The sequence below is a fragment of the Pseudonocardia sp. MH-G8 genome, from assembly GCF_002262885.1.
In the GTDB taxonomy this organism is placed as follows: Bacteria; Actinomycetota; Actinomycetes; order Mycobacteriales; family Pseudonocardiaceae; genus Pseudonocardia.
Genome location: NZ_NKYF01000001.1, coordinates 1,004,410 through 1,020,952, shown reverse-complemented (window position 1 = coordinate 1,020,952; position 16,543 = coordinate 1,004,410). Strand labels below are relative to the sequence as shown.

The 16,543-nt window shown below is 71.7% G+C and carries 21 protein-coding genes; 8 read left to right on the top strand and 13 right to left on the bottom strand.

Annotated features, from left to right (window positions below):
* Nucleotides 1–40 precede the first annotated feature (40 nt).
* The gene (gene ychF, locus CFP66_RS04845; RefSeq protein WP_094920629.1) at nucleotides 41–1,114 is read left to right on the top strand and encodes a redox-regulated ATPase YchF; all 1,074 of its coding nucleotides are present in this window, start codon (nucleotides 41–43) and stop codon (nucleotides 1,112–1,114) included.
* 272 nt (nucleotides 1,115–1,386) lie between these two features.
* Here the strand turns inward: ychF and CFP66_RS46990 are convergent, their stop codons facing one another.
* From CFP66_RS46990 to CFP66_RS04825, 5 genes are all read right to left on the bottom strand, one after another.
* Nucleotides 1,387–1,656: a hypothetical protein gene (locus CFP66_RS46990; RefSeq protein ID WP_143517113.1), complete on the bottom strand. Its 270-nt coding sequence runs from the start codon at nucleotides 1,654–1,656 to the stop codon at nucleotides 1,387–1,389.
* 196 nt (nucleotides 1,657–1,852) lie between these two features.
* Nucleotides 1,853–2,095, bottom strand: a complete 243-nt coding sequence (locus CFP66_RS04840) for a DUF1801 domain-containing protein (RefSeq protein WP_198961238.1) — start codon at nucleotides 2,093–2,095, stop codon at nucleotides 1,853–1,855.
* A 327-nt stretch (nucleotides 2,096–2,422) separates the two neighbouring features.
* Nucleotides 2,423–3,358: an aminoglycoside phosphotransferase family protein gene (locus CFP66_RS04835; protein ID WP_158228024.1), complete on the bottom strand. Its 936-nt coding sequence runs from the start codon at nucleotides 3,356–3,358 to the stop codon at nucleotides 2,423–2,425.
* Nucleotides 3,359–3,537: 179 nt separating this feature from the next.
* Nucleotides 3,538–4,557 carry an LLM class flavin-dependent oxidoreductase gene (locus CFP66_RS04830; RefSeq protein ID WP_094920624.1) on the bottom strand — a complete coding sequence of 340 codons (1,020 nt, stop codon included), beginning with the start codon at nucleotides 4,555–4,557 and terminating at the stop codon, nucleotides 3,538–3,540.
* A gap of 175 nt (nucleotides 4,558–4,732) precedes the next feature.
* Nucleotides 4,733–5,755, bottom strand: coding sequence for a hypothetical protein (locus CFP66_RS04825; RefSeq protein ID WP_094920621.1), 1,023 nt, complete (start codon nucleotides 5,753–5,755; stop codon nucleotides 4,733–4,735).
* Between the two features lie 92 nt (nucleotides 5,756–5,847).
* On the opposite strand from CFP66_RS04825, the gene CFP66_RS04820 reads away from it, so the two are divergent.
* The gene (locus CFP66_RS04820) at nucleotides 5,848–6,528 is read left to right on the top strand and encodes a TetR/AcrR family transcriptional regulator (protein WP_094920620.1); all 681 of its coding nucleotides are present in this window, start codon (nucleotides 5,848–5,850) and stop codon (nucleotides 6,526–6,528) included.
* Here the strand turns inward: CFP66_RS04820 and CFP66_RS04815 are convergent.
* Both CFP66_RS04815 and CFP66_RS04810 read right to left on the bottom strand, forming a co-directional pair.
* Nucleotides 6,497–6,982, bottom strand: a complete 486-nt coding sequence (locus CFP66_RS04815; RefSeq protein ID WP_094920619.1) for an SRPBCC domain-containing protein — start codon at nucleotides 6,980–6,982, stop codon at nucleotides 6,497–6,499. The genes CFP66_RS04820 and CFP66_RS04815 overlap by 32 nt on opposite strands.
* A 3-nt stretch (nucleotides 6,983–6,985) precedes the next feature.
* Entirely contained in the window at nucleotides 6,986–7,339 is a 354-nt protein-coding gene (locus tag CFP66_RS04810) for a helix-turn-helix transcriptional regulator (RefSeq protein WP_094920617.1), read from the bottom strand.
* Nucleotides 7,340–7,427: 88 nt separating this feature from the next.
* Here CFP66_RS04810 and CFP66_RS04805 point away from each other — a divergent pair, with 88 nt between their 5' ends.
* Nucleotides 7,428–8,216: a GNAT family N-acetyltransferase gene (locus tag CFP66_RS04805; RefSeq protein WP_094921550.1), complete on the top strand. Its 789-nt coding sequence runs from the start codon at nucleotides 7,428–7,430 to the stop codon at nucleotides 8,214–8,216.
* Between the two features lie 6 nt (nucleotides 8,217–8,222).
* On the opposite strand, the gene CFP66_RS04800 is transcribed toward CFP66_RS04805, so the two are convergent.
* On the bottom strand, nucleotides 8,223–8,897 hold the full coding sequence (locus tag CFP66_RS04800) for a hypothetical protein (RefSeq protein ID WP_233159138.1): 675 nt from the start codon (nucleotides 8,895–8,897) through the stop codon (nucleotides 8,223–8,225).
* Between the two features lie 69 nt (nucleotides 8,898–8,966).
* Between CFP66_RS04800 and CFP66_RS04795 the strand changes: the two genes are divergently transcribed.
* Complete coding sequence (locus CFP66_RS04795) at nucleotides 8,967–9,596, top strand: class I SAM-dependent methyltransferase (RefSeq protein WP_198961237.1); 630 nt, start codon at nucleotides 8,967–8,969, stop codon at nucleotides 9,594–9,596.
* A 13-nt stretch (nucleotides 9,597–9,609) separates the two neighbouring features.
* On the opposite strand, the gene CFP66_RS04790 is transcribed toward CFP66_RS04795, so the two are convergent.
* Genes CFP66_RS04790 through CFP66_RS04780 form a run of 3 tightly spaced genes read right to left on the bottom strand, consistent with a single transcriptional unit; the run spans nucleotide 9,610 to nucleotide 10,623 of the window.
* A complete protein-coding gene (locus tag CFP66_RS04790; protein WP_094920616.1) occupies nucleotides 9,610–9,900 on the bottom strand; it encodes a hypothetical protein in 291 nt (96 codons plus the stop codon).
* 48 nt (nucleotides 9,901–9,948) lie between these two features.
* On the bottom strand, nucleotides 9,949–10,341 hold the full coding sequence (locus CFP66_RS04785; protein WP_094920615.1) for a VOC family protein: 393 nt from the start codon (nucleotides 10,339–10,341) through the stop codon (nucleotides 9,949–9,951).
* Nucleotides 10,342–10,350: 9 nt separating this feature from the next.
* Nucleotides 10,351–10,623, bottom strand: a complete 273-nt coding sequence (locus CFP66_RS04780) for a helix-turn-helix transcriptional regulator (RefSeq protein WP_094920614.1) — start codon at nucleotides 10,621–10,623, stop codon at nucleotides 10,351–10,353.
* Between the two features lie 55 nt (nucleotides 10,624–10,678).
* Between CFP66_RS04780 and CFP66_RS04775 the strand changes: the two genes are divergently transcribed.
* The 3 genes from CFP66_RS04775 (at nucleotide 10,679) to CFP66_RS04765 (ending at nucleotide 13,611) form a co-directional block, all read left to right on the top strand.
* Nucleotides 10,679–11,974: an alpha-amylase family protein gene (locus CFP66_RS04775; RefSeq protein WP_094920612.1), complete on the top strand. Its 1,296-nt coding sequence runs from the start codon at nucleotides 10,679–10,681 to the stop codon at nucleotides 11,972–11,974.
* A 78-nt stretch (nucleotides 11,975–12,052) separates the two neighbouring features.
* Complete coding sequence (locus CFP66_RS04770) at nucleotides 12,053–12,391, top strand: YciI family protein (RefSeq protein ID WP_369804955.1); 339 nt, start codon at nucleotides 12,053–12,055, stop codon at nucleotides 12,389–12,391.
* A complete protein-coding gene (locus CFP66_RS04765) occupies nucleotides 12,388–13,611 on the top strand; it encodes an RNA polymerase sigma factor (protein WP_094920610.1) in 1,224 nt (407 codons plus the stop codon). Before CFP66_RS04770 ends, CFP66_RS04765 begins: the two co-directional genes overlap by 4 nt.
* Before the next feature lie 82 nt (nucleotides 13,612–13,693).
* On the opposite strand, the gene CFP66_RS04760 is transcribed toward CFP66_RS04765, so the two are convergent.
* Complete coding sequence (locus CFP66_RS04760; protein ID WP_094920608.1) at nucleotides 13,694–14,755, bottom strand: 3-deoxy-7-phosphoheptulonate synthase; 1,062 nt, start codon at nucleotides 14,753–14,755, stop codon at nucleotides 13,694–13,696.
* Nucleotides 14,756–14,960: 205 nt separating this feature from the next.
* On the opposite strand from CFP66_RS04760, the gene CFP66_RS04755 reads away from it, so the two are divergent.
* On the top strand, nucleotides 14,961–15,749 hold the full coding sequence (locus CFP66_RS04755; protein WP_198961236.1) for a carbon-nitrogen hydrolase family protein: 789 nt from the start codon (nucleotides 14,961–14,963) through the stop codon (nucleotides 15,747–15,749).
* 5 nt (nucleotides 15,750–15,754) lie between these two features.
* On the opposite strand, the gene CFP66_RS04750 is transcribed toward CFP66_RS04755, so the two are convergent.
* Nucleotides 15,755–16,522: an APH(3'') family aminoglycoside O-phosphotransferase gene (locus tag CFP66_RS04750; protein WP_094920604.1), complete on the bottom strand. Its 768-nt coding sequence runs from the start codon at nucleotides 16,520–16,522 to the stop codon at nucleotides 15,755–15,757.
* Nucleotides 16,523–16,543 lie beyond the last annotated feature (21 nt).

Below are 16,543 nucleotides of genomic sequence, written 5' to 3'. Positions count from 1 at the left end.
CCGATCGGCGGGACAACGGCCGCGACTACCCTGGAGCCTCGTGTCACTCACCCTCGGCATCGTCGGGCTGCCCAACGTCGGCAAGTCGACGTTGTTCAACGCCCTCACCCGCAACGACGTGCTCGCCGCCAACTACCCGTTCGCGACGATCGAGCCGAACGTCGGGGTGGTGCCGCTGCCCGATCCGCGCCTCGACGTGCTGGCGCGGATGTTCTCGTCGGCGAAGACGATCCCGGCCACGGTGTCGTTCGTCGACATCGCGGGAATCGTGAAGGGCGCCTCCGAGGGGGCCGGGCTCGGCAACAAGTTCCTCGCCAACATCCGTGAGGCGCAGGCGATCTGCCAGGTGGTGCGCGTCTTCGACGACCCGGACGTCGTCCACGTCGACGGCCGCATCGACGCCGCGGGCGACATCGAGACGATCGCCACGGAGCTCATCCTCGCCGACCTGCAGACCCTGGAGAAGGCCGTCCCGCGGCTCTCCAAGGAAGCCCGGATGCAGAAGGACCGGCGTCTGGTCCTCGAGGCCGCTGAGCAGGCCGTCGAGATCCTCAACGGCGGCACCACCCTGTTCGCGGCAGGCGCAGACACCTCGCTCCTGCGGGAGCTGTCGCTGCTCACCACGAAGCCGTTCCTCTACGTCTTCAACGCCGACGAGGCCGTGCTGTCCGACGACGGCCGCCGCAAGGAGCTCGCCGCGCTGGTGGCCCCGGCCGACGCGGTGTTCCTCGACGCCAAGGTGGAAGCCGAGCTGCTGGAGCTGGACGAGGAGTCGGCCCGGGAGCTGCTGGAGTCGATCGGCCAGGACGAGCCGGGGCTCTACTCCCTGGCCCGCGCCGGATTCCACACCCTGGGCCTGCAGACCTACCTCACCGCGGGGCCGAAGGAAGCTCGGGCCTGGACCATCCGCAAGGGCGACACCGCGCCCCAGGCCGCAGGCGTGATCCACACCGATTTCGAGCGCGGCTTCATCAAGGCCGAGATCGTCTCCTACGACGACCTCGTCGACGCCGGCTCGATGAACGCGGCCAAGGCCGCGGGCAAGGTGCGGATGGAGGGGAAGGACTACGTCATGGCCGACGGTGACGTGGTGGAGTTCCGGTTCAACGTGTAGTTCCGTTGCCGTTCAACGTCTGACGCCGTCGGGGCCGGTCACCAGGATGCCGACGTACGGGATCTCTGTCCTCGTAGGCCCCCATCGCATGCTGGACGCTCCAGTTCATGAGCGGCGACCCCGAGGACTGACGAGCCGGCAGGGTTTGAGCTGCGGCAGCGGGTGGCGCTTCTCGATGTCCACGAGCAGATGCGGGCGCTCAGAAAGCGGCCCGACGAGGACTAGCGAAGAAGCCGATCAGCCGGTTTCGATGCCTCGCAGCTTCTGGCCACTCAGCGGCCCTCGATATGCCGCCGTAGCGCGTTGAGCTGGTCCTTCTGGCCACGGGTGGCCCGCTTGTGCGTCTCCAGGGCTTCCCGCTGTGCGTCCCGTCCGTCGTAATCGTCGTCCGGGTCGAATACCGGCACCACGAAGCAGTCACAGCGGGTGGCGCGGTTCCTGGACGCCACGGCGACGCTGTGCGGTTCTCCACGAACTCGACCTACCGCTACCACTGGAGCAAGGCGCTGGGCGTCCTGGGGCTGGTCGAGGACGGCCAGCACGTCTACACGCCGCACGACCTGAGGCACGTCTTCGCGTCCGGGCGGGGTGGCCCCGGTCGAGGTCTCGCATGGCTCGGGCACAAGTCCATCAGCGTCACGGCGGACGTGTACGGCCACCCGGCCGAGGAAGCTCCGGACCGGATGCGGCGGGTCATGGACGAGGCGCTACGGCCACGCGAATCTGCGACAAAGCGCCTCAGCCGTCGACGTGCTTGCGTGATGCTCGTGCGAGCCTCATCACGAGATCATCCGGGATCGGCTTGCGCGGCGAGAAGGTGACGCCGGTCTTGCTCGCCTTGAGGCCCGCCTCTGCGATCTCTTCGGCATGAGCTGCGATCGCAGGGGCGAGAAGGTAGAGCCCGACCTGCTTGCTGAACGCCGCGTAGCTCGCAACGACCGTTCCACGAATCCTGAATCCTGGCATGTTGTACGCCGTCATCTCCCCGCATCCGGAAGAGCCCTGCGCAGGAGGTCACGGAGGTGGTCGAGAACCGGGCGGAACGCCTCCGGCGCAGCGGCGATGTAGGAGTCGTGGTCAGCGGTGGTTGCCAAGTCTCTGCCTTCCTCGCAGGTGTGGAAACTCTAGCTGCGTCCGGTCGCCGGTCTCCGTAGGCGAGTCCGGGGGAGGCGGACGTGATCGTGCGGCTCGCCAAGCCAGGCCCGATCACTCAGATGGTTCTCCGTGCTGGAACTCGGTGGAGGTCCGCTTCAACGTCTGAACAGGGCCTCCTTCGCCTGGCCGGCTTCAGGGCCTGCTGCGCTCAGCTCACCCGAGCTCGGCGCGAGCGATTGCCGTGGCCATGCGACGAAGGCCCTCGACCGTGCCGGTGTCGCCTTGGTTCTGGCTCTCCCAGTAGTACGAGGCGACGAACCGCGCGAACGACAGCAACCCGGCCTCGCGGTGGTCGAGGCCGGCCGCATCGGTGAACTCGCGGATCCAGCGGCTCGACAGCTCCACCGGGTCGTCGGCGTCGGCGATGTCGGGCAGGTGGCTGCGGATGACCGTGTGCGCCTCCCACGCCGCTGACCCCGTCACCAGCAGTGGGTCCACGGCGACCCAGCCGCGGTCCCCACGCATGATGTTGAGCAGGCTCAGGTCACCGTGCGTCGGGGTCCCCGTGCTCACCTCGGTCAGTCCGGAGACGATCTCCGCGGCGAGATGGAAGTGTGCATCCGGCACTGCTGTGCCCGCTCGCTGTGCGGCGTCGTGCTGGTGGCGCAACTGCGCGAGCCACGTCGACGCCTGATCTGCCAGACGTGGCGAACCCGGTGGCGCGGCGGCTGTCGCGAGCTGGGCCGCGATCTCGCCGGCGATCCGCATGGCTCGGCTCCGGTTCGGCGCGCTGCTCAGCGATGGCCCGTCCAGCCATTCCAGGAGCAGAGCCGGCGTCTCGACGTCAACGTCGAACAGCCTGACTGCTCCCTGGCCGTGGAACGCCGTCAGAGCCGCTGCCTCGTCGGCGGCCGACGCGGCCGGGCTCACCAACTTCACGGCCGCGCGCCTACCCGAGGCCGACTCCTCGACGGGCAGTACGACGGATGTCCCGCCGTATCGGGCGGCACCGACGGGCGCGAGGTGCCACCGTCGCAACAAGCTGGTCCAAAGCCGCGGAAGGTCCTCCAGCCACGCCTGCGAGTCGGGGGAGCGGCGCAGTACCTGCGCGCGGAAGCTCGGATCGACGTCGAGGAACGGACTCACCACCCGCTCATGCTGCCCCGGATAGTCCGCATCCACGTCGGCACGGCTACGAGGAGGGAGGGTGACAGTCGGTCCACTTCACGGCGCGAACCCGAAACGGCGACGTGATCACCGGTTCGGTGCAGGAACGGCCGAATACGGCCGCTCCTGCACCGAACTGACGATCATGGGCGATGGCGGGGTCAGCGCCAGCCCAGCTCCGGGGCCACGTGGGTGAGCAGGCTCTCGATCACGTGCGCGTTGTAGTCGACGCCCAGCTGGTTGGGCACCGTGAGCAGCAGGGTGTCCGCGGCCGCGATCGCCTCGTCCTCGGCGAGCTCGGCGACGAGCTCGTCCGGCTCGCCCGCGTAGGACCGGCCGAACCGGGCGGTGCCGCCGTCCAGGAAGCCGACCTGGTCGGCGCTGTTGCGCTCCCGCCCGAAGAGCTGGCGGTCGAGGTCGTCGACGATCGGGAAGATGCTGCGGCTGACGGAGACGCGCGGCTCGTGGCTGTGCCCTGCGACCTTCCAGGCGTCCCGGAACCGCTGGATCTGCTCGGCCTGGAGCTCGTGGAAGGGCACGCCGGTGTCCTCCGAGAGCAGGGTCGAGCTCATCAGGTTCATCCCCTGCTCGGCCGTCCACTCCGCGGTGGCCCGGGTTCCGGCGCCCCACCAGATCCGGTCCCGCAGCCCCGGCGAGTGCGGTTCGACCCGCAGCAGGCCCGGCGGGTTGGGGAACATCGGGCGCGGGTTGGGCCGGGCGAACCCCTCTCCCGCGAGCACCTCGAGGAAAACCCTGGTGTGCTCGCGGGCCATGTCGGCGTCGCTCATGCCTTCCGGTGGCACGTGCCCGAAGTAGCGGAAGCCGTCGATCACCTGCTCCGGCGATCCCCGGCTGATGCCCAGCTGCAGGCGACCACCGGAGATGAGATCGGCGGCACCGGCGTCCTCTGCCATGTAGAGCGGGTTCTCGTACCGCATGTCGATCACGGCGGTACCCAGCTCGATCCGGCTGGTCCGCGCCCCGGCCGCGGCCAGCAGGGGGAACGGGGAGGCGAGTTGCTGGGCGAAGTGGTGCACGCGGTAGTACGCGCCGTCGGCGCCCGCCTCTTCCGCGGCCACGGCGAGCTCCACCGACTGCAGCAGGGCGTCCGCCGCCGATCGCACCATCGACTGTGGTGACGCCGACCAGTGCCCGAAGGACAGGAAACCAATCTTCTTCACCCTGCAACCAACTCGACGGCGCATGGCGGCATTCCTGCCGGCCTCCTCGCAGACCCACCGCAGGCGCGCCGCGGTCCGTCGGGGATCTGCAAGATCCTTCCGAGATTCATCGGGGATCCGTGGATCTCGCAACGATCATCGACCGTCACGGGTCGGGCGCGCCGTCGCCGACCGCCTAGGCGGCGTAGCGCTCGGCGAGCGTCGCGAAAGCCGCTTTCGGTTCCCAGCCCATCCCGGGGTAGGTCGTGCCGGTGGCGCCCTCGAGCACCTTGACGATACCCAGGCTGGCCAGGTCGAGGTCGTCGCGAGGATCCCCGCCGGCGCGGTGCGGCAGGTTCTCGAGCGCGAAGAGGAACACGAAGGCGCTGTCGACGCCCTCGGCGTCGAAGACCTCGAGCAGCTCGCTCAGGTAGGCGGCTTGTCCTTCCTCGTCGCGGGCGTACTCGCCGTCGAGCCGAACCGGGGAGCCGGAGTCGTCGTACTGGATGATCTCCATGCTGCGTGGTGCCGTCTCGCCCGCTCCGTGCCAGGTCGCGGTGCCGAATCCGGTGATCGCCACCGGCTTCCCGCGCGCGACCAGGGTCCGTACGCCGTCGCGGAACCGGTCGGCCACCTCGGCCGATCGGATGAGCTCGACCGTCACGAAGTCGAACGGGCTCCAGTCGATCTGCTCGAAGGGGATGGCCGCGTAGGTGATCCTGCCGCCGAACCGCCCGCGCACCGCTGCCACGACGATGTGCAGGAAGGCATCGAGGCGGCTGCTGGCCTCGCCGATCCGTCCTGCTCGGCCCTCCGGGTCGGCGAGGAGCAGGCCGAGGCGCTCCTCGAGGTCCTCCCCGGCGGTGAACCCGCGGTTCATGAGCGACATCTCGACCCCGGCGACGAACACCACCTCCGATCCGGTCGCCCGGATCCGCTCGGCCCGTTGCGCGCAGTCGACCAGCAGATCCAGGATCTCGTCGGTCGTGAGCTCCAGCGGGTAGGGCGAGAACCAGACCTCCAGTCCGAGGTCGGCGGCGATGCGGGCCGCCACCTCCAGCCTGTCCGCATCCCCGCCGGTGATCTGGACGGCGGTGCAGTGCAGGTCGTCACGGATGATCTCCAGTTCCCGCAGGACGACGTCGTGGTCGAAGTGCTGTCGGGACAGCACGCCGTTGCGCACGAAGCCGGTGTCGTAGGTGATGCCCCTGGCGCGCATGGTCGCGTCCCCCCGAGCTCGCTGTCCGGATGAGCAGAAGCTACGCGAGAAAAGTGCGTGCACGCAACTTTTTGGGATGGGAGGCTGGAGTGATGACGACGCGCCGGGCCGGGTTGCGGGAGCGGAAGAAGCAGGCCACCAGGGAGGCCTTGCGTGCCGCTGCGCTGCGGCTGGCGCTGGAACGTGGCCCGGAGAACCTGCGGGTCGACGACATCGCCGAGGCCGCAGGGGTGTCGCCGCGGACCTACAACAACTACTTCGCGAGCCGCGAGCAGGCGATCGTCGCCGGCATCACCGCCGAGCGGGAGTCGCGGGTGGCGGCAGCGGTCGCGGAGCGTTCGCGGGGGACCGGTCTCGCGGACGCGGTCATCGACGCCGTGGTGACGCACTACGCGCAACCGGCCCATCCCGACACCGACGGGCTGCTCCTCGTCACGGCGAATCCGGCGCTGCGCAGCGCCTACCTGGAGGCCGCCACCGCGATCGAGGAGCCGCTCGCCGCTGCGATCCTCGAGCGCGGTGGGGGTATCGATCGGGTCACCGCACGAGTGCTCGCTGCCGCCGTGGCGGCGGCGACCCGCGTTGCGCTCCACGAGTGGCTGGGCGTCGCAGGGGGACGAGCAGGCGGGGGCGGGCTCGTGGTCCCGTCGGGCTCGCTCCCGGACCTGTTGCGTGCCGCGCTGGCTCCGCTCCGGCCGGCGCTCGACGTCCCGGACGCCGGCACCTCCGGAGACCGGTTCCTCAGCGCGCGAGGAACTCGTCGATCTGGTTGATCGCGCTGCTGGCGCCCTCGACCGCGCCCATCTCCAGCACCTTCTGCAGTCCTTCGGCGGTGGCGTACGTGGCCACGTACGTCGCGCGCGTGCGGCCGTCCTGCTCGGTGAAGGCGTAGACGTTCGTCGAGACCGGCAGGTCCGGGTTCGGGGTGAACTCCAGGTCGGCGAACCCGTCCTCGAACGTGAAGCCCCGCGGTTCGTCGACGCTCGTGACCTTCCAGTACCCGGCGAACTTCTCGCCCTCGGGACTGGTCATGTAGTAGGTCACGCGGCCACCCGGGGTGAGGTCGTGCTCGACGACGGTGGCCGGGTAGCTCGGCGGGCCCCAGACCTTCTCCAACTGGCGCGGGTCCGCATAGATCTGCCAGACCCGCTCCACCGGTGCGGCGAACTCGGCGGTGATGGTCAGGCTGCGGGTGTCCATGTCGTGCGTGACGTCGGTGACGGGCATCGGTCAGTCCTCCTGGTTGTCATTGCTCGCGGCGTCGAGCGCGAGCAGTTCGTCGATGCGTGCGATGCGGCCGCGCCAGACCTGCTCCAGCTCGGAGAGCATCGAGGCCACCGACCGCACTGCCGTGACGTCGCCGCTGGCCAGCTGCTCGCGACCGTTGCGCCGCTTGGTGAGCAGGCCGGCCTTCTCCAGGACGGCGACGTGCTTCTGCACCGCGGCGAAGCTCATGTCGTACCTCGCAGCGAGGGCCGAGACCGAATGCTCCCCGGACAGCACCCTGCGCATGATGTCGCGCCTGGTCCGGTCGGCGAGCGCGTGGAACATGGCGTCGGCCCGTTCCTCGTCGTGCTCGGTCACGGAGGTAATGTACAACTAACTGGTTGTACGTTGTCAAGGGGTGGGTTTCGACTTGTCGCCGCGGTCGCGACTCGTCAGGGTGATCGCGGTGACGGACACGGCCCTCCTCCTGCGGGCGTACGACGAACAGCTGCGCACCGACGCCGAAACGCCCGGCGCGGTCTCGGTCACCCGGCACGACTCGCTGCGCCTGGTGACCTTCGCCGGCGGGCGGGGGTTCGTGACCTATCGCGACCTCGGCGGCGCCGGTGCCGACGAGATCGCCCGGCTCGTGCCGGATGTCGTGCGGCACTACCGCGCCGACCCCGGGGTCCGGCGGATCGAGTGGAAGACCCGCGGCCACGACCACGCACCCGGGCTGCACGAGGCGCTGGTGGCCAACGGGTTCGTACCGGACCTGCCGGAATCGATCATGCTCGGCGAGGCCGCATCGCTGGTCTTCGAGGCGCCGTTGCCCGAGGGGGTCACGCTTCGGCGGGTGTCCACGGAGTCGGATGTCCGCGCCATGGCCGCCATGCAGGACGAGGCCTTCGGCGAACCGGTCTCCGAGCGGACGCCCGACGCGCTGCTGCGCCGGCTCGCCCTCGACGACGGGATGGAGTTGTGGGTCGCCGAAGCGGCCGGCCGGATGATCAGCGCCGGCCGGCTCGAACCGGTTGCCGGCACCGACTTCGCCGGGATCTGGGGAGGGGCCACGCTCGAGCAGTGGCGCGGCCGGGGGATCTACCGCGCGTTGACCGCAGCGCGCGCCCGGTCCGCACTGGCCCGCGGCAAGACGCTCATCCACAGCGACTCGACCGAGTGCTCCCGCCCGATCCTCGAACGCTCCGGTCTGGTGCGGGTGTCGACGACGACGCCGTACGTGTGGAGCCGGTGACGGCCCTCAGCCGGAGGTGCGCACCCACACGCGCAGCCGGCCCGTGGACGTGAACCCGAGCCGGTGCGCCGCGGCCAGGGCCGGACCGGTCTCGTAGCCGACCACGTGCTGGCGGGGGAGTGCGGAGAGCAGGCCCGCCCAGGCCTCGTCGAGGTGCCCGTCCACGGCGAAGAGGTTCGACACGCCCGTCACGGATCCGCTGCGGTTCACGACGGCGCCGGCGACGATCTCGCCGCCCCGCCGCGCGGCCAGGACGCGCACCGCGGGGTGCGCGAGCAGCCTCGGCCGGAACAGGCCGGTGATGCCGCCGTCCCACGCGGTCGCCCACTCGGCGAGCTCGGGTGCGGTGGTGATCGCGACCCACGGGGTCGACGGGGGCGGTGTCGGCCCGTCGGCAGGGCGGTCGATCCACTCCGCCTCGACGAGCGGCGCGAAACCCGCGCCCGAGAGGTCGAGACGCGCGAAGCTGTCCTTGACCGAGCAGCCTCGCGTCGTGTCGACCCCCGTGAGGACGTCGGCGAGTCCTGCCTCGGGGCGCAGTGTGACGGCGTCCGGGTAGAGGGGTGGGGTCCGGTGCGAGCTGGTCCACGCCCGGCCGGCGAACGTGCCCCCGGGCCCGTGGGTCCGGCACATCAGATCGCACCACTCGGCGTTGTTCCGGACGGCACGGAGGAGCGACACGTGCGACCCTCTCACGTCCGCGGGAGCGGCTGTGGCGACGCACGGTCCTCGGCTGGGACGCTGGCGCCCGTGGAGACCTCCGCACGGGCGCAACGGGAGCGCGATCTCGCCGTCTACTACGACAGCGAGGTGCGCGAGCGCGCCGGCCGGGAGCTGCCGGCCGAGCGGGTGGCGCGGCGGGAGGAGTTCCTCGGGCTGCTGGTCGCGGAGGGCCGCGGGTCGGTACTCGAGATCGGTGCCGGTCCGGGGCGGGACGGAAGCGCGTTCGCCGCGGCGGGGCTGGCCTACACCGGGGTCGACCTCGCACCGGCGAGCATTGCCGCCTGCCGTGGGATCGGGCTCGACGTGCAGGTCGCGTCGGTGTTCGACCTGCCGTTCCCGGACGCCGCGTTCGAGGCGGGATGGACGATGAGCACGCTCTTGCACGTTGCGGAGGCCGACCTGGACGCCGCCCTGGCGGAGGTCGTGCGGGTGCTGCGTCCCGGGGCGCCCCTCGCCGTCGGGTTGTGGGGCGGCGAGGAGATCGGGGAGGGGCCGCACGGCGACACCGAACACGGCCCGGCGCGGTTCTTCAGCTTCCGCAGCGACGCGCGGGTGCGGGATGCCCTCGATCGGCACGGCGCGCTCGAGTGGTGGGGCACCTGGCCGGGCTCGCGGAGCCTGCACTACCAGTTCGGGCTGGTGCGCACGCCGGTCTGACCGCTTCGCGTGCTCAGCGCGTGGCCACGTCGGTAGCTGCTGCTTCCAGCTCCGCGGCGAAGGCCGCAAGCTCCGCCCGCGACGCGCGGTCGACGAACCCGGAGTGCGGGCCGAACCGGCGTTCCCACACCTCGGCCACGGTCGTCGCCGTGAACGGGCCGCCGGTGCTGCGGAGGCGGGCGAGATCGGCGGCCTCCGGGTCGTACTCATCGGGCGGGGCGCCGAGGGCGAGCAGGCCCTCCGGGTCGCGGCGATCGACCACCGCTCGCAACGCGGACCGCAGAGCGGGACGGTCGGACGGCACGGGACGATTGTCGGCGACCGCGGGCCCGGACGCCAGTGATCAGCAGGATCACCCGGGCGGGCCGGCGATCTGGATCAGGTTGCCGCAGGTGTCGTCGAAGACGGCCGTGACGACGGGGCCGAGGTCGGTGGGCTCCTGCACGAACCGCACGCCGGCGGCGGCGAGGCGGTCGAACTCGGCCCGGACGTCCTGTACCGCGAACGACGTGAACGGGATGCCGTCTGCGACCAGCGCCTCCTTGTAGGTCTTGGCCGCCGGGTGGCCGGCCGGTTCGAGCAGGAGTTCGACGCCGTCGGGGTGGGCGGGGGAGACGACCGTGAGCCAGCGGGCCCCGCCTGCTGGGACGTCGGTCTTCTTCCGGAAGCCGAGCACGTCGGTGTAGAAGGCGAGGGCCTTGGCCTGGTCGTCCACGTAGATGCTGGTGATGTTGATCGTGAGCATCGCTGTTCCTCAGGGGGTCGGCCAGCGCTCGACGATCGAGCGCAGGGGAGTGGTGTCGAGGTGGTGGAACTTGTAGCGGCCCTCGCGCCGGGTCGTGACGAGCCCGGCTTCCTCGAGCACGGCGAGGTGCTGCGAGATCGCCTGCCGCGACGAGGCGAGGTCGTGCTTCATGGCCAGCCGCCCGCAGATCTCGAACAGCGTCTGGCCGTCCCGCTGTGTGAGCTCGTCGAGGATCGTCCGTCGGGTCGCGTCGGCGAGCGCCTTGAAGAGCACATCGGGCATGCGTCCGTTATAGGCAAGTGTGTGCTTGCCTGTCAATGCGCACTACCGTGACGAGATGGACGGCTGGACCGAGCACGTCATCTGGTGGCACGTCTATCCGCTCGGCTTCACGGGGGCCGAGCGAGTGGCCGTCGACGGGGAGCCGGTGCCGCGGCTGCGGTCGCTGGAACCGTGGCTGGACTACCTGCTCGACCTGGGCTGCAACGGGCTCGCGCTCGGCCCCGTGTTCGCGTCCGCCACGCACGGCTACGACACGGTGGACCACTTCCGCGTCGACCCGCGCCTCGGCTCCGACGAGGACCTGCGGTGGCTGTTCGAGGCCTGCCGCTCGCGGGGGGTCCACGTCCTGCTCGACGGCGTGTTCAACCACGTGGGACGGGACTTCCCGCAGTTCCGCGACGTCCTGGAGCACGGGCCGTCGTCGCGGTGGGCGTCGTGGTTCCGCCTCGATCCGGACGCCGGCGGGCCGGACGGCTTCGGCTACCGCGATTTCGAGGGCCACCACGAGCTCGTGGCGCTCAACCACGACGAGCCCGAGGTGCGCGAGCACGTCGTCGCCGTGATGGACCACTGGCTCGGCGTGGGCGCGAGCGGGTGGCGCCTCGATGCCGCGTACGCGATCCCGCAGCCGGCCCTGCGCGCCATCAGCGACGCGGTGCGCGCCCGGCACCCGGACGCGTGGCTCGTCGGCGAGGTGATCCACGGCGACTACCCGGCGTTCGTGCACGACGGCGGGCTCGATTCGGTGACGCAGTACGAGTTGTGGAAGGCGATCTGGAGCGCGATCAACGACCGCAACCTCCACGAGCTCGCGTGGACCCTGGAACGCCACGACGGGTTCGTCGGCGACTTCGTCCCGATGACGTTCGTCGGCAACCACGACGTCACGCGCATCGCGAGCCGCCTCGACGACCCCGAGCTGCTCGGTCACGCGCTGGCGGTGCTGTTCGGCGTCGCCGGGGTGCCCTCGGTGTACTACGGCGACGAGCAGGCGTTCCGCGGAGTGAAGGAGGAGCGCGAGGGCGGCGACGACGCCGTGCGGCCCGCGTTCCCCGCCGGGCCCGACGAGCTTGCGCCGCAGGGATGGCCGGTGTTCCACACCCACCAGGAGCTGATCGGGATGCGCCGCCGCAACGCGTGGCTGGCGGGCGCCCGCACGAGTGTGGACCACGTCGCGAACGAGCAGCTCGCGTTCACCAGCCGGGCGGGCGACGATGCCGTGACGGTGCTGCTCAACCTCGCCGACGAGGAGCACCGGTTCGACGCCGACCGCGAGGCGCAGGTGGTGGCGGGTGCGGGCGGTGCGGACCCGTGGCTCGTCGCCGCGCGTTCCTGGAAAGTTCTGCGGTGAGTGTCGATCCGGCGGGTCGCCGGTTGTCGTGGTGACGAGCGCCGTGGTGACGAGCGCATCGACAACCGAGGAGGAACCGTGCAGTACATGCTGTTGATCTGTGGCGTCGAGGGCGAGGAACTGGAGTCGGACGGCGGCTACACCATCGAGGAGTGGGTGGCCGAGATGGACGGCCGCGGCGTCCGGTTGCAGGGGGACCGGCTGCGGCCGGCGTCCGACGCCACGACCGTGCGCGTCCGGAGCAACGAGGTGCTGATCTCCGACGGCCCGTTCGCCGAGACCAAGGAGCAGATGTACGGCTACGACCTGCTGGAGTGCGCCGACCTCGACGAGGCGATCGAGGTGGCGTCGAAGCACCCGATGGCCCGCGCGGGGATGGTGGAGCTGCGGCCGGTCTGGCCGTTCGACGAGGAGTGACCGACGTCGACGCCGCGGTCGCCGAGGCGTTCCGCGGCGAGTGGGGCCGGGTCGTGGCCACCCTGATCCGGATGACCGGCGACTGGGACCTCGCCGAGGAGTCCGCGCAGGACGCCGTCGCGCAGGCGCTGGCCCGGTGGCCGCGCGACGGTGTGCCCCGCAACCCGGGTGCCTGGCTCACGACCACCGCGCGCAACGCGGCGCTCAACCGGCTCAAGCGCCGCGCCACGGAGGCGGCGAAGCTGCGGGAGGTGGCGGCGATGCCCGCCGACGTGCCGGAGGACGCCGAGGACGGCGCGGTCCAGGACGACCGGCTGCGGCTGATCTTCACCTGCTGTCACCCGGCCCTGCCGCTGGAGGGCCGGGTGGCGCTGACGCTGCGCACGCTCGCCGGGCTCACGACCGCGGAGATCGCGCGGGCGTTCCTCGTGCCGGAGCCGACGATGGCGCAGCGGCTGGTGCGGGCGAAGCGCAAGATCCGGGAGGCGGGGATCCCGTACCGGGTGCCGCCCGACCACCTGCTGCCCGACCGGACGCCGTCCGTGCTCGGCGTGGTGTACCTGCTGTTCAACGAGGGCTACTCGGCGGCGGTGGGCCCCGACCTGGTGCGCCACGACCTCTGCGAGGAGGCGATCCGGCTCGCGCGCACGCTCGCCGCGCTGATGCCCGACGACGCCGAGGTGCTGGGTCTGACCGCGCTGCTACTCCTGCAGCACTCGCGCCGCGCCGCCCGGCTCGACGAGGCGGGGGACCCCGTCACGCTGGAGGACCAGGACCGCGGCCGGTGGGACCGCAGCGAGATCGACGAGGGCATCGCACTGCTGGACGCCGCGCTGCGCCGTCGGGAGCCGGGCGCGTACCAGGTGCAGGCCGCGATCGCCGCGTGCCACGCGCGGGCCGAGCACGCCACCGACACCGACTGGCCGCAGATCGCCGCGCTGTACGGCCGGCTCGCCGAGCTCGTGCCGTCGCCGGTGGTGCGGCTGAACCGGGCCGTGGCCGTCGCGATGGCGGACGGCCCGGCCGCCGGGCTCGCGCTCGTCGACGCGCTGGGTGAGGAGCTGGCCGGCTACCGGATGCTGCCGGCCACCAGGGCCGATCTGCTGCGGAGGCTGGGGCGGAACGCGGAGGCGGCGGAGGAGTACCGCGAGGCGCTGGAGATGACGGAGTCGGACGCGGAACGGAGGTTCCTCGCCCGACGACTGGCGGAGGTCTGCTGAGGGCACTCCGCACACCCAGCATCCACTTCGCACAAGGCCCGCCTTGTGCGAAGTGGATACGCGGTGTGCGAAGTGGCGCTGTTCAGCGCCGGCGGGTTGCCACCGCTGTCGCCAGTTCGTCCAGGAGCTCCGCCGTCGTCTCCCAGTCCATGCAGGCATCCGTGATGCTCTGGCCCCTGGTCATCGACGGGCCCAGGTCCTGGCGGCCCGCCACCAGGAAGCTCTCCATCATCAACCCGGCGATTCCCTGCTCGCCGGCGCTGATCCGCTCGGCGAGCTCGTGCACCACGCCCGCCTGCCGGACGTGGTCCTTGCCGCTGTTGCCGTGGCTCGCGTCCACGATCACGCGCTGCGGCAGCCCGCCGGTGCGGAGCCGGTCGAGGGCGGCCGCGACGGAGGCGGCGTCGTGGTTCGGGCCGGCCGTGCCGCCGCGGAGGATGACGTGCCCGTCCGGGTTGCCGGCCGTGGTGATCAGGGCGGCGAGGCCGTCGGGGTTGATGCCCATGAACACGTGGCTGGCGGCGGCGGCGCGCACGCCGTCGACCGCGACCTGCACGTCGCCGTCGGTGGAGTTCTTGATCCCGACGGGCATCGAGAGCGCGCTGCACAGCTGGCGGTGCACCTGGCTCGCGGCCGTGCGGGCGCCGATCGCGCCCCAGCTCACGGTGTCGGCGAGGAACTGCGGGGTGATCGGGTCGAGGAACTCGGTGCCGACCGGGAGGCCGAGCGCCGAGACGTCCAGCAGCAGGCGGCGCGCCGTGCGCAGGCCGGTGTTGACGTCGTAGGTGCCGTCGAGGGCCGGGTCGTTGATGAGGCCCTTCCACCCGACGGTCGAGCGCGGCTTCTCGAAGTAGGCCCGCATGACGACGCGCAGCTCGCCCGACACGCGCTCGGCGTGCGCGGCCAGCCGGTGCGCGTAGTCCATGGCCGCGTCGGGGTCGTGGATGGAGCACGGCCCGACGACGACGACCAGCCGGTCGTCGCGGCCGTCGAGGATGTCGACGACCTCGGCGCGGGCCCGCGTGACGGTGTCGGCGACCGCGGAGTCGATGGGGAGCTCGTGGCGCAGCAGGGCCGGGGACAGCAGCGGGCTGATCCGGGTGGTGCGGTGCTCGTCCAGCGCGGGGACGGCGGTGAGGGTCATGAGGGCGCTTCCTGTGAGGGAACCGGCCCGTCGTGATCTCACCGAGCCGGTTCGCGATCCGGCTCGGGTGGGGAGGTCAGCGCAGCGGTTCGCCGGCCGACCCCTCCCGGGCCGGTCGCGTAAACCAGTACTGGCGCTGCACGGGCGCCACTGTAGCCGATGGAGGCACACTGGGTGGCCGGCCCGCTCGACAAGGAGGTCCCGCGTGCGGATCGCACTCGCCCAGATCGTCTCGACGCCCGACCCGCAGCACAACCTCACCCTGCTCGAGGACGGTGCGCGTCGCGCCGCGGAGGCGGGCGCGTCCGTCGTGGTGTTCCCCGAGGCGACGATGTGCTGCTTCGGAGTGCCGCTGGGCCCGGTCGCCGAACCGCTGGACGGGCCGTGGGCCGAGCGGGTGCGGACGATCGCCGCCGACGCCGGTCTCACCGTCGTGGCCGGGATGTTCACCCCCGCCGACGACGGCCGCGTCCACAACACGCTGCTCGCCACCGGCGCCGGCGTCGAAGCGGGCTACGACAAGATCCACCTGTTCGACGCGTTCGGGTTCGCAGAGTCGCGCACGGTCGCGCCCGGCACGGAGCCGGTGAGCGTCGAGGTCGACGGCGTCACGGTGGGCCTGGCCACCTGCTACGACCTGCGCTTCCCGGGCCTGTTCCAGGAGCTCGCGACGCGTGGTGCCGCGGTGGTCCTGGTGCCGGCGTCATGGGGCGCGGGGCCGGGCAAGCGCGAGCAGTGGGACCTCCTGGTGCGCGCCCGGGCCCTGGACAGCACGGCCTTCGTGGCGGCGTGCGACCAGGCCGACCCGACGACCGTCGGTCGCGAGGCGGGCAAGGCGCCGACGGGCATCGGCGCCAGCACGGTGGTCGGTCCCTTGGGGACCGTGCTCCACCAGCTGACCGACGAGCCCGGCCTCCTGGTGACGGACCTGGACCTGGAGGCGGTCGAGCGGGCGAGGGCCACGGTCCCGGTCCTCGCCAACCGCCGCTTCTGATCGGCTCACCACGTCAACGGGTCCAGGTGCAGGTAGAAGCGCATCCTCGCGGGGTCGACGCCGCCCAGGAGGGGTTCGGCGCGGGCGGCGTCGTCCCCCGTCCACGACTCGCCCGCGTTGGCGCGCAGCAGGGCGAGGTCGGCGTGCCGGTCCGCGGTGCCGAGCCGGCCGAGGTCGATCAGGCCCGTGCAGGTGAGCGTGTCCGGGTCGACGAGGAAGTTGGGCAGGCATGCGTCGCCGTGGCACACGACCAGGTCGCCGGGCTCCTGCGCGAGGCGTGTGCCGAGCTCGGCGCGCAGGCCGGTGAGCAGGTCGGTGACGGGGACGTCGCGCTGCTCCTCGGTGAGGAACTCCGGGTGCACGGCGCCGCGCGCGACGACGTCCTCGGCGGTCGCGAACATCGTCTCCAGCCCGCGCTCGAAGGGGCACGACGCGGCCGGTAGCGCGTGCAGCCCGCGCAACGTGCCGACGATCGACGGCCACGCGGCCAGGAGCGACCCCGAGGGGAGCTCACCGGCCGGGACGCCGGGGACCGTGCTCGTCACCAGGCAGGCGCCGAGGTCGGAGCAGGACCAGTCGAGCACGGACGGTCCGGGGACGCCGGTGCCGCAGAGCCAGTGGATCCGGTCGCGCTCGCCGCGCAGGGCGGCCGCGTCGTCCCGGTCCACGCACTTCGCGAACGCGGCGCCGTCCGTCCGCCGGTGCACGGTCGCGCCGGACTCCCCACTTGGCACCGGGGCCCAGTCGCCTGGCGGAAGGAGGTCGCTGGTCACGGCGCCAAGTCAAGCCGTTGC

What these genes read in the sequence shown, in the direction of transcription:
- CFP66_RS04825 (WP_094920621.1), bottom strand. Translation starts at nt 5,755, where the DNA reads ATGCGCGCCAGGGGCATCACCTACGACACCGGCTTCGTGCGCAACGGC.
- CFP66_RS04840 (WP_198961238.1), bottom strand. Translation starts at nt 2,095, where the DNA reads ATGACGGCGTACAACATGCCAGGATTCAGGATTCGTGGAACGGTCGTT.
- CFP66_RS04820 (WP_094920620.1), top strand. Translation starts at nt 5,848, where the DNA reads ATGACGACGCGCCGGGCCGGGTTGCGGGAGCGGAAGAAGCAGGCCACC.
- CFP66_RS04775 (WP_094920612.1), top strand. Translation starts at nt 10,679, where the DNA reads ATGGACGGCTGGACCGAGCACGTCATCTGGTGGCACGTCTATCCGCTC.
- CFP66_RS04760 (WP_094920608.1), bottom strand. Translation starts at nt 14,755, where the DNA reads ATGACCCTCACCGCCGTCCCCGCGCTGGACGAGCACCGCACCACCCGG.
- CFP66_RS04815 (WP_094920619.1), bottom strand. Translation starts at nt 6,982, where the DNA reads ATGCCCGTCACCGACGTCACGCACGACATGGACACCCGCAGCCTGACC.
- CFP66_RS04785 (WP_094920615.1), bottom strand. Translation starts at nt 10,341, where the DNA reads ATGCTCACGATCAACATCACCAGCATCTACGTGGACGACCAGGCCAAG.
- CFP66_RS04780 (WP_094920614.1), bottom strand. Translation starts at nt 10,623, where the DNA reads ATGCCCGATGTGCTCTTCAAGGCGCTCGCCGACGCGACCCGACGGACG.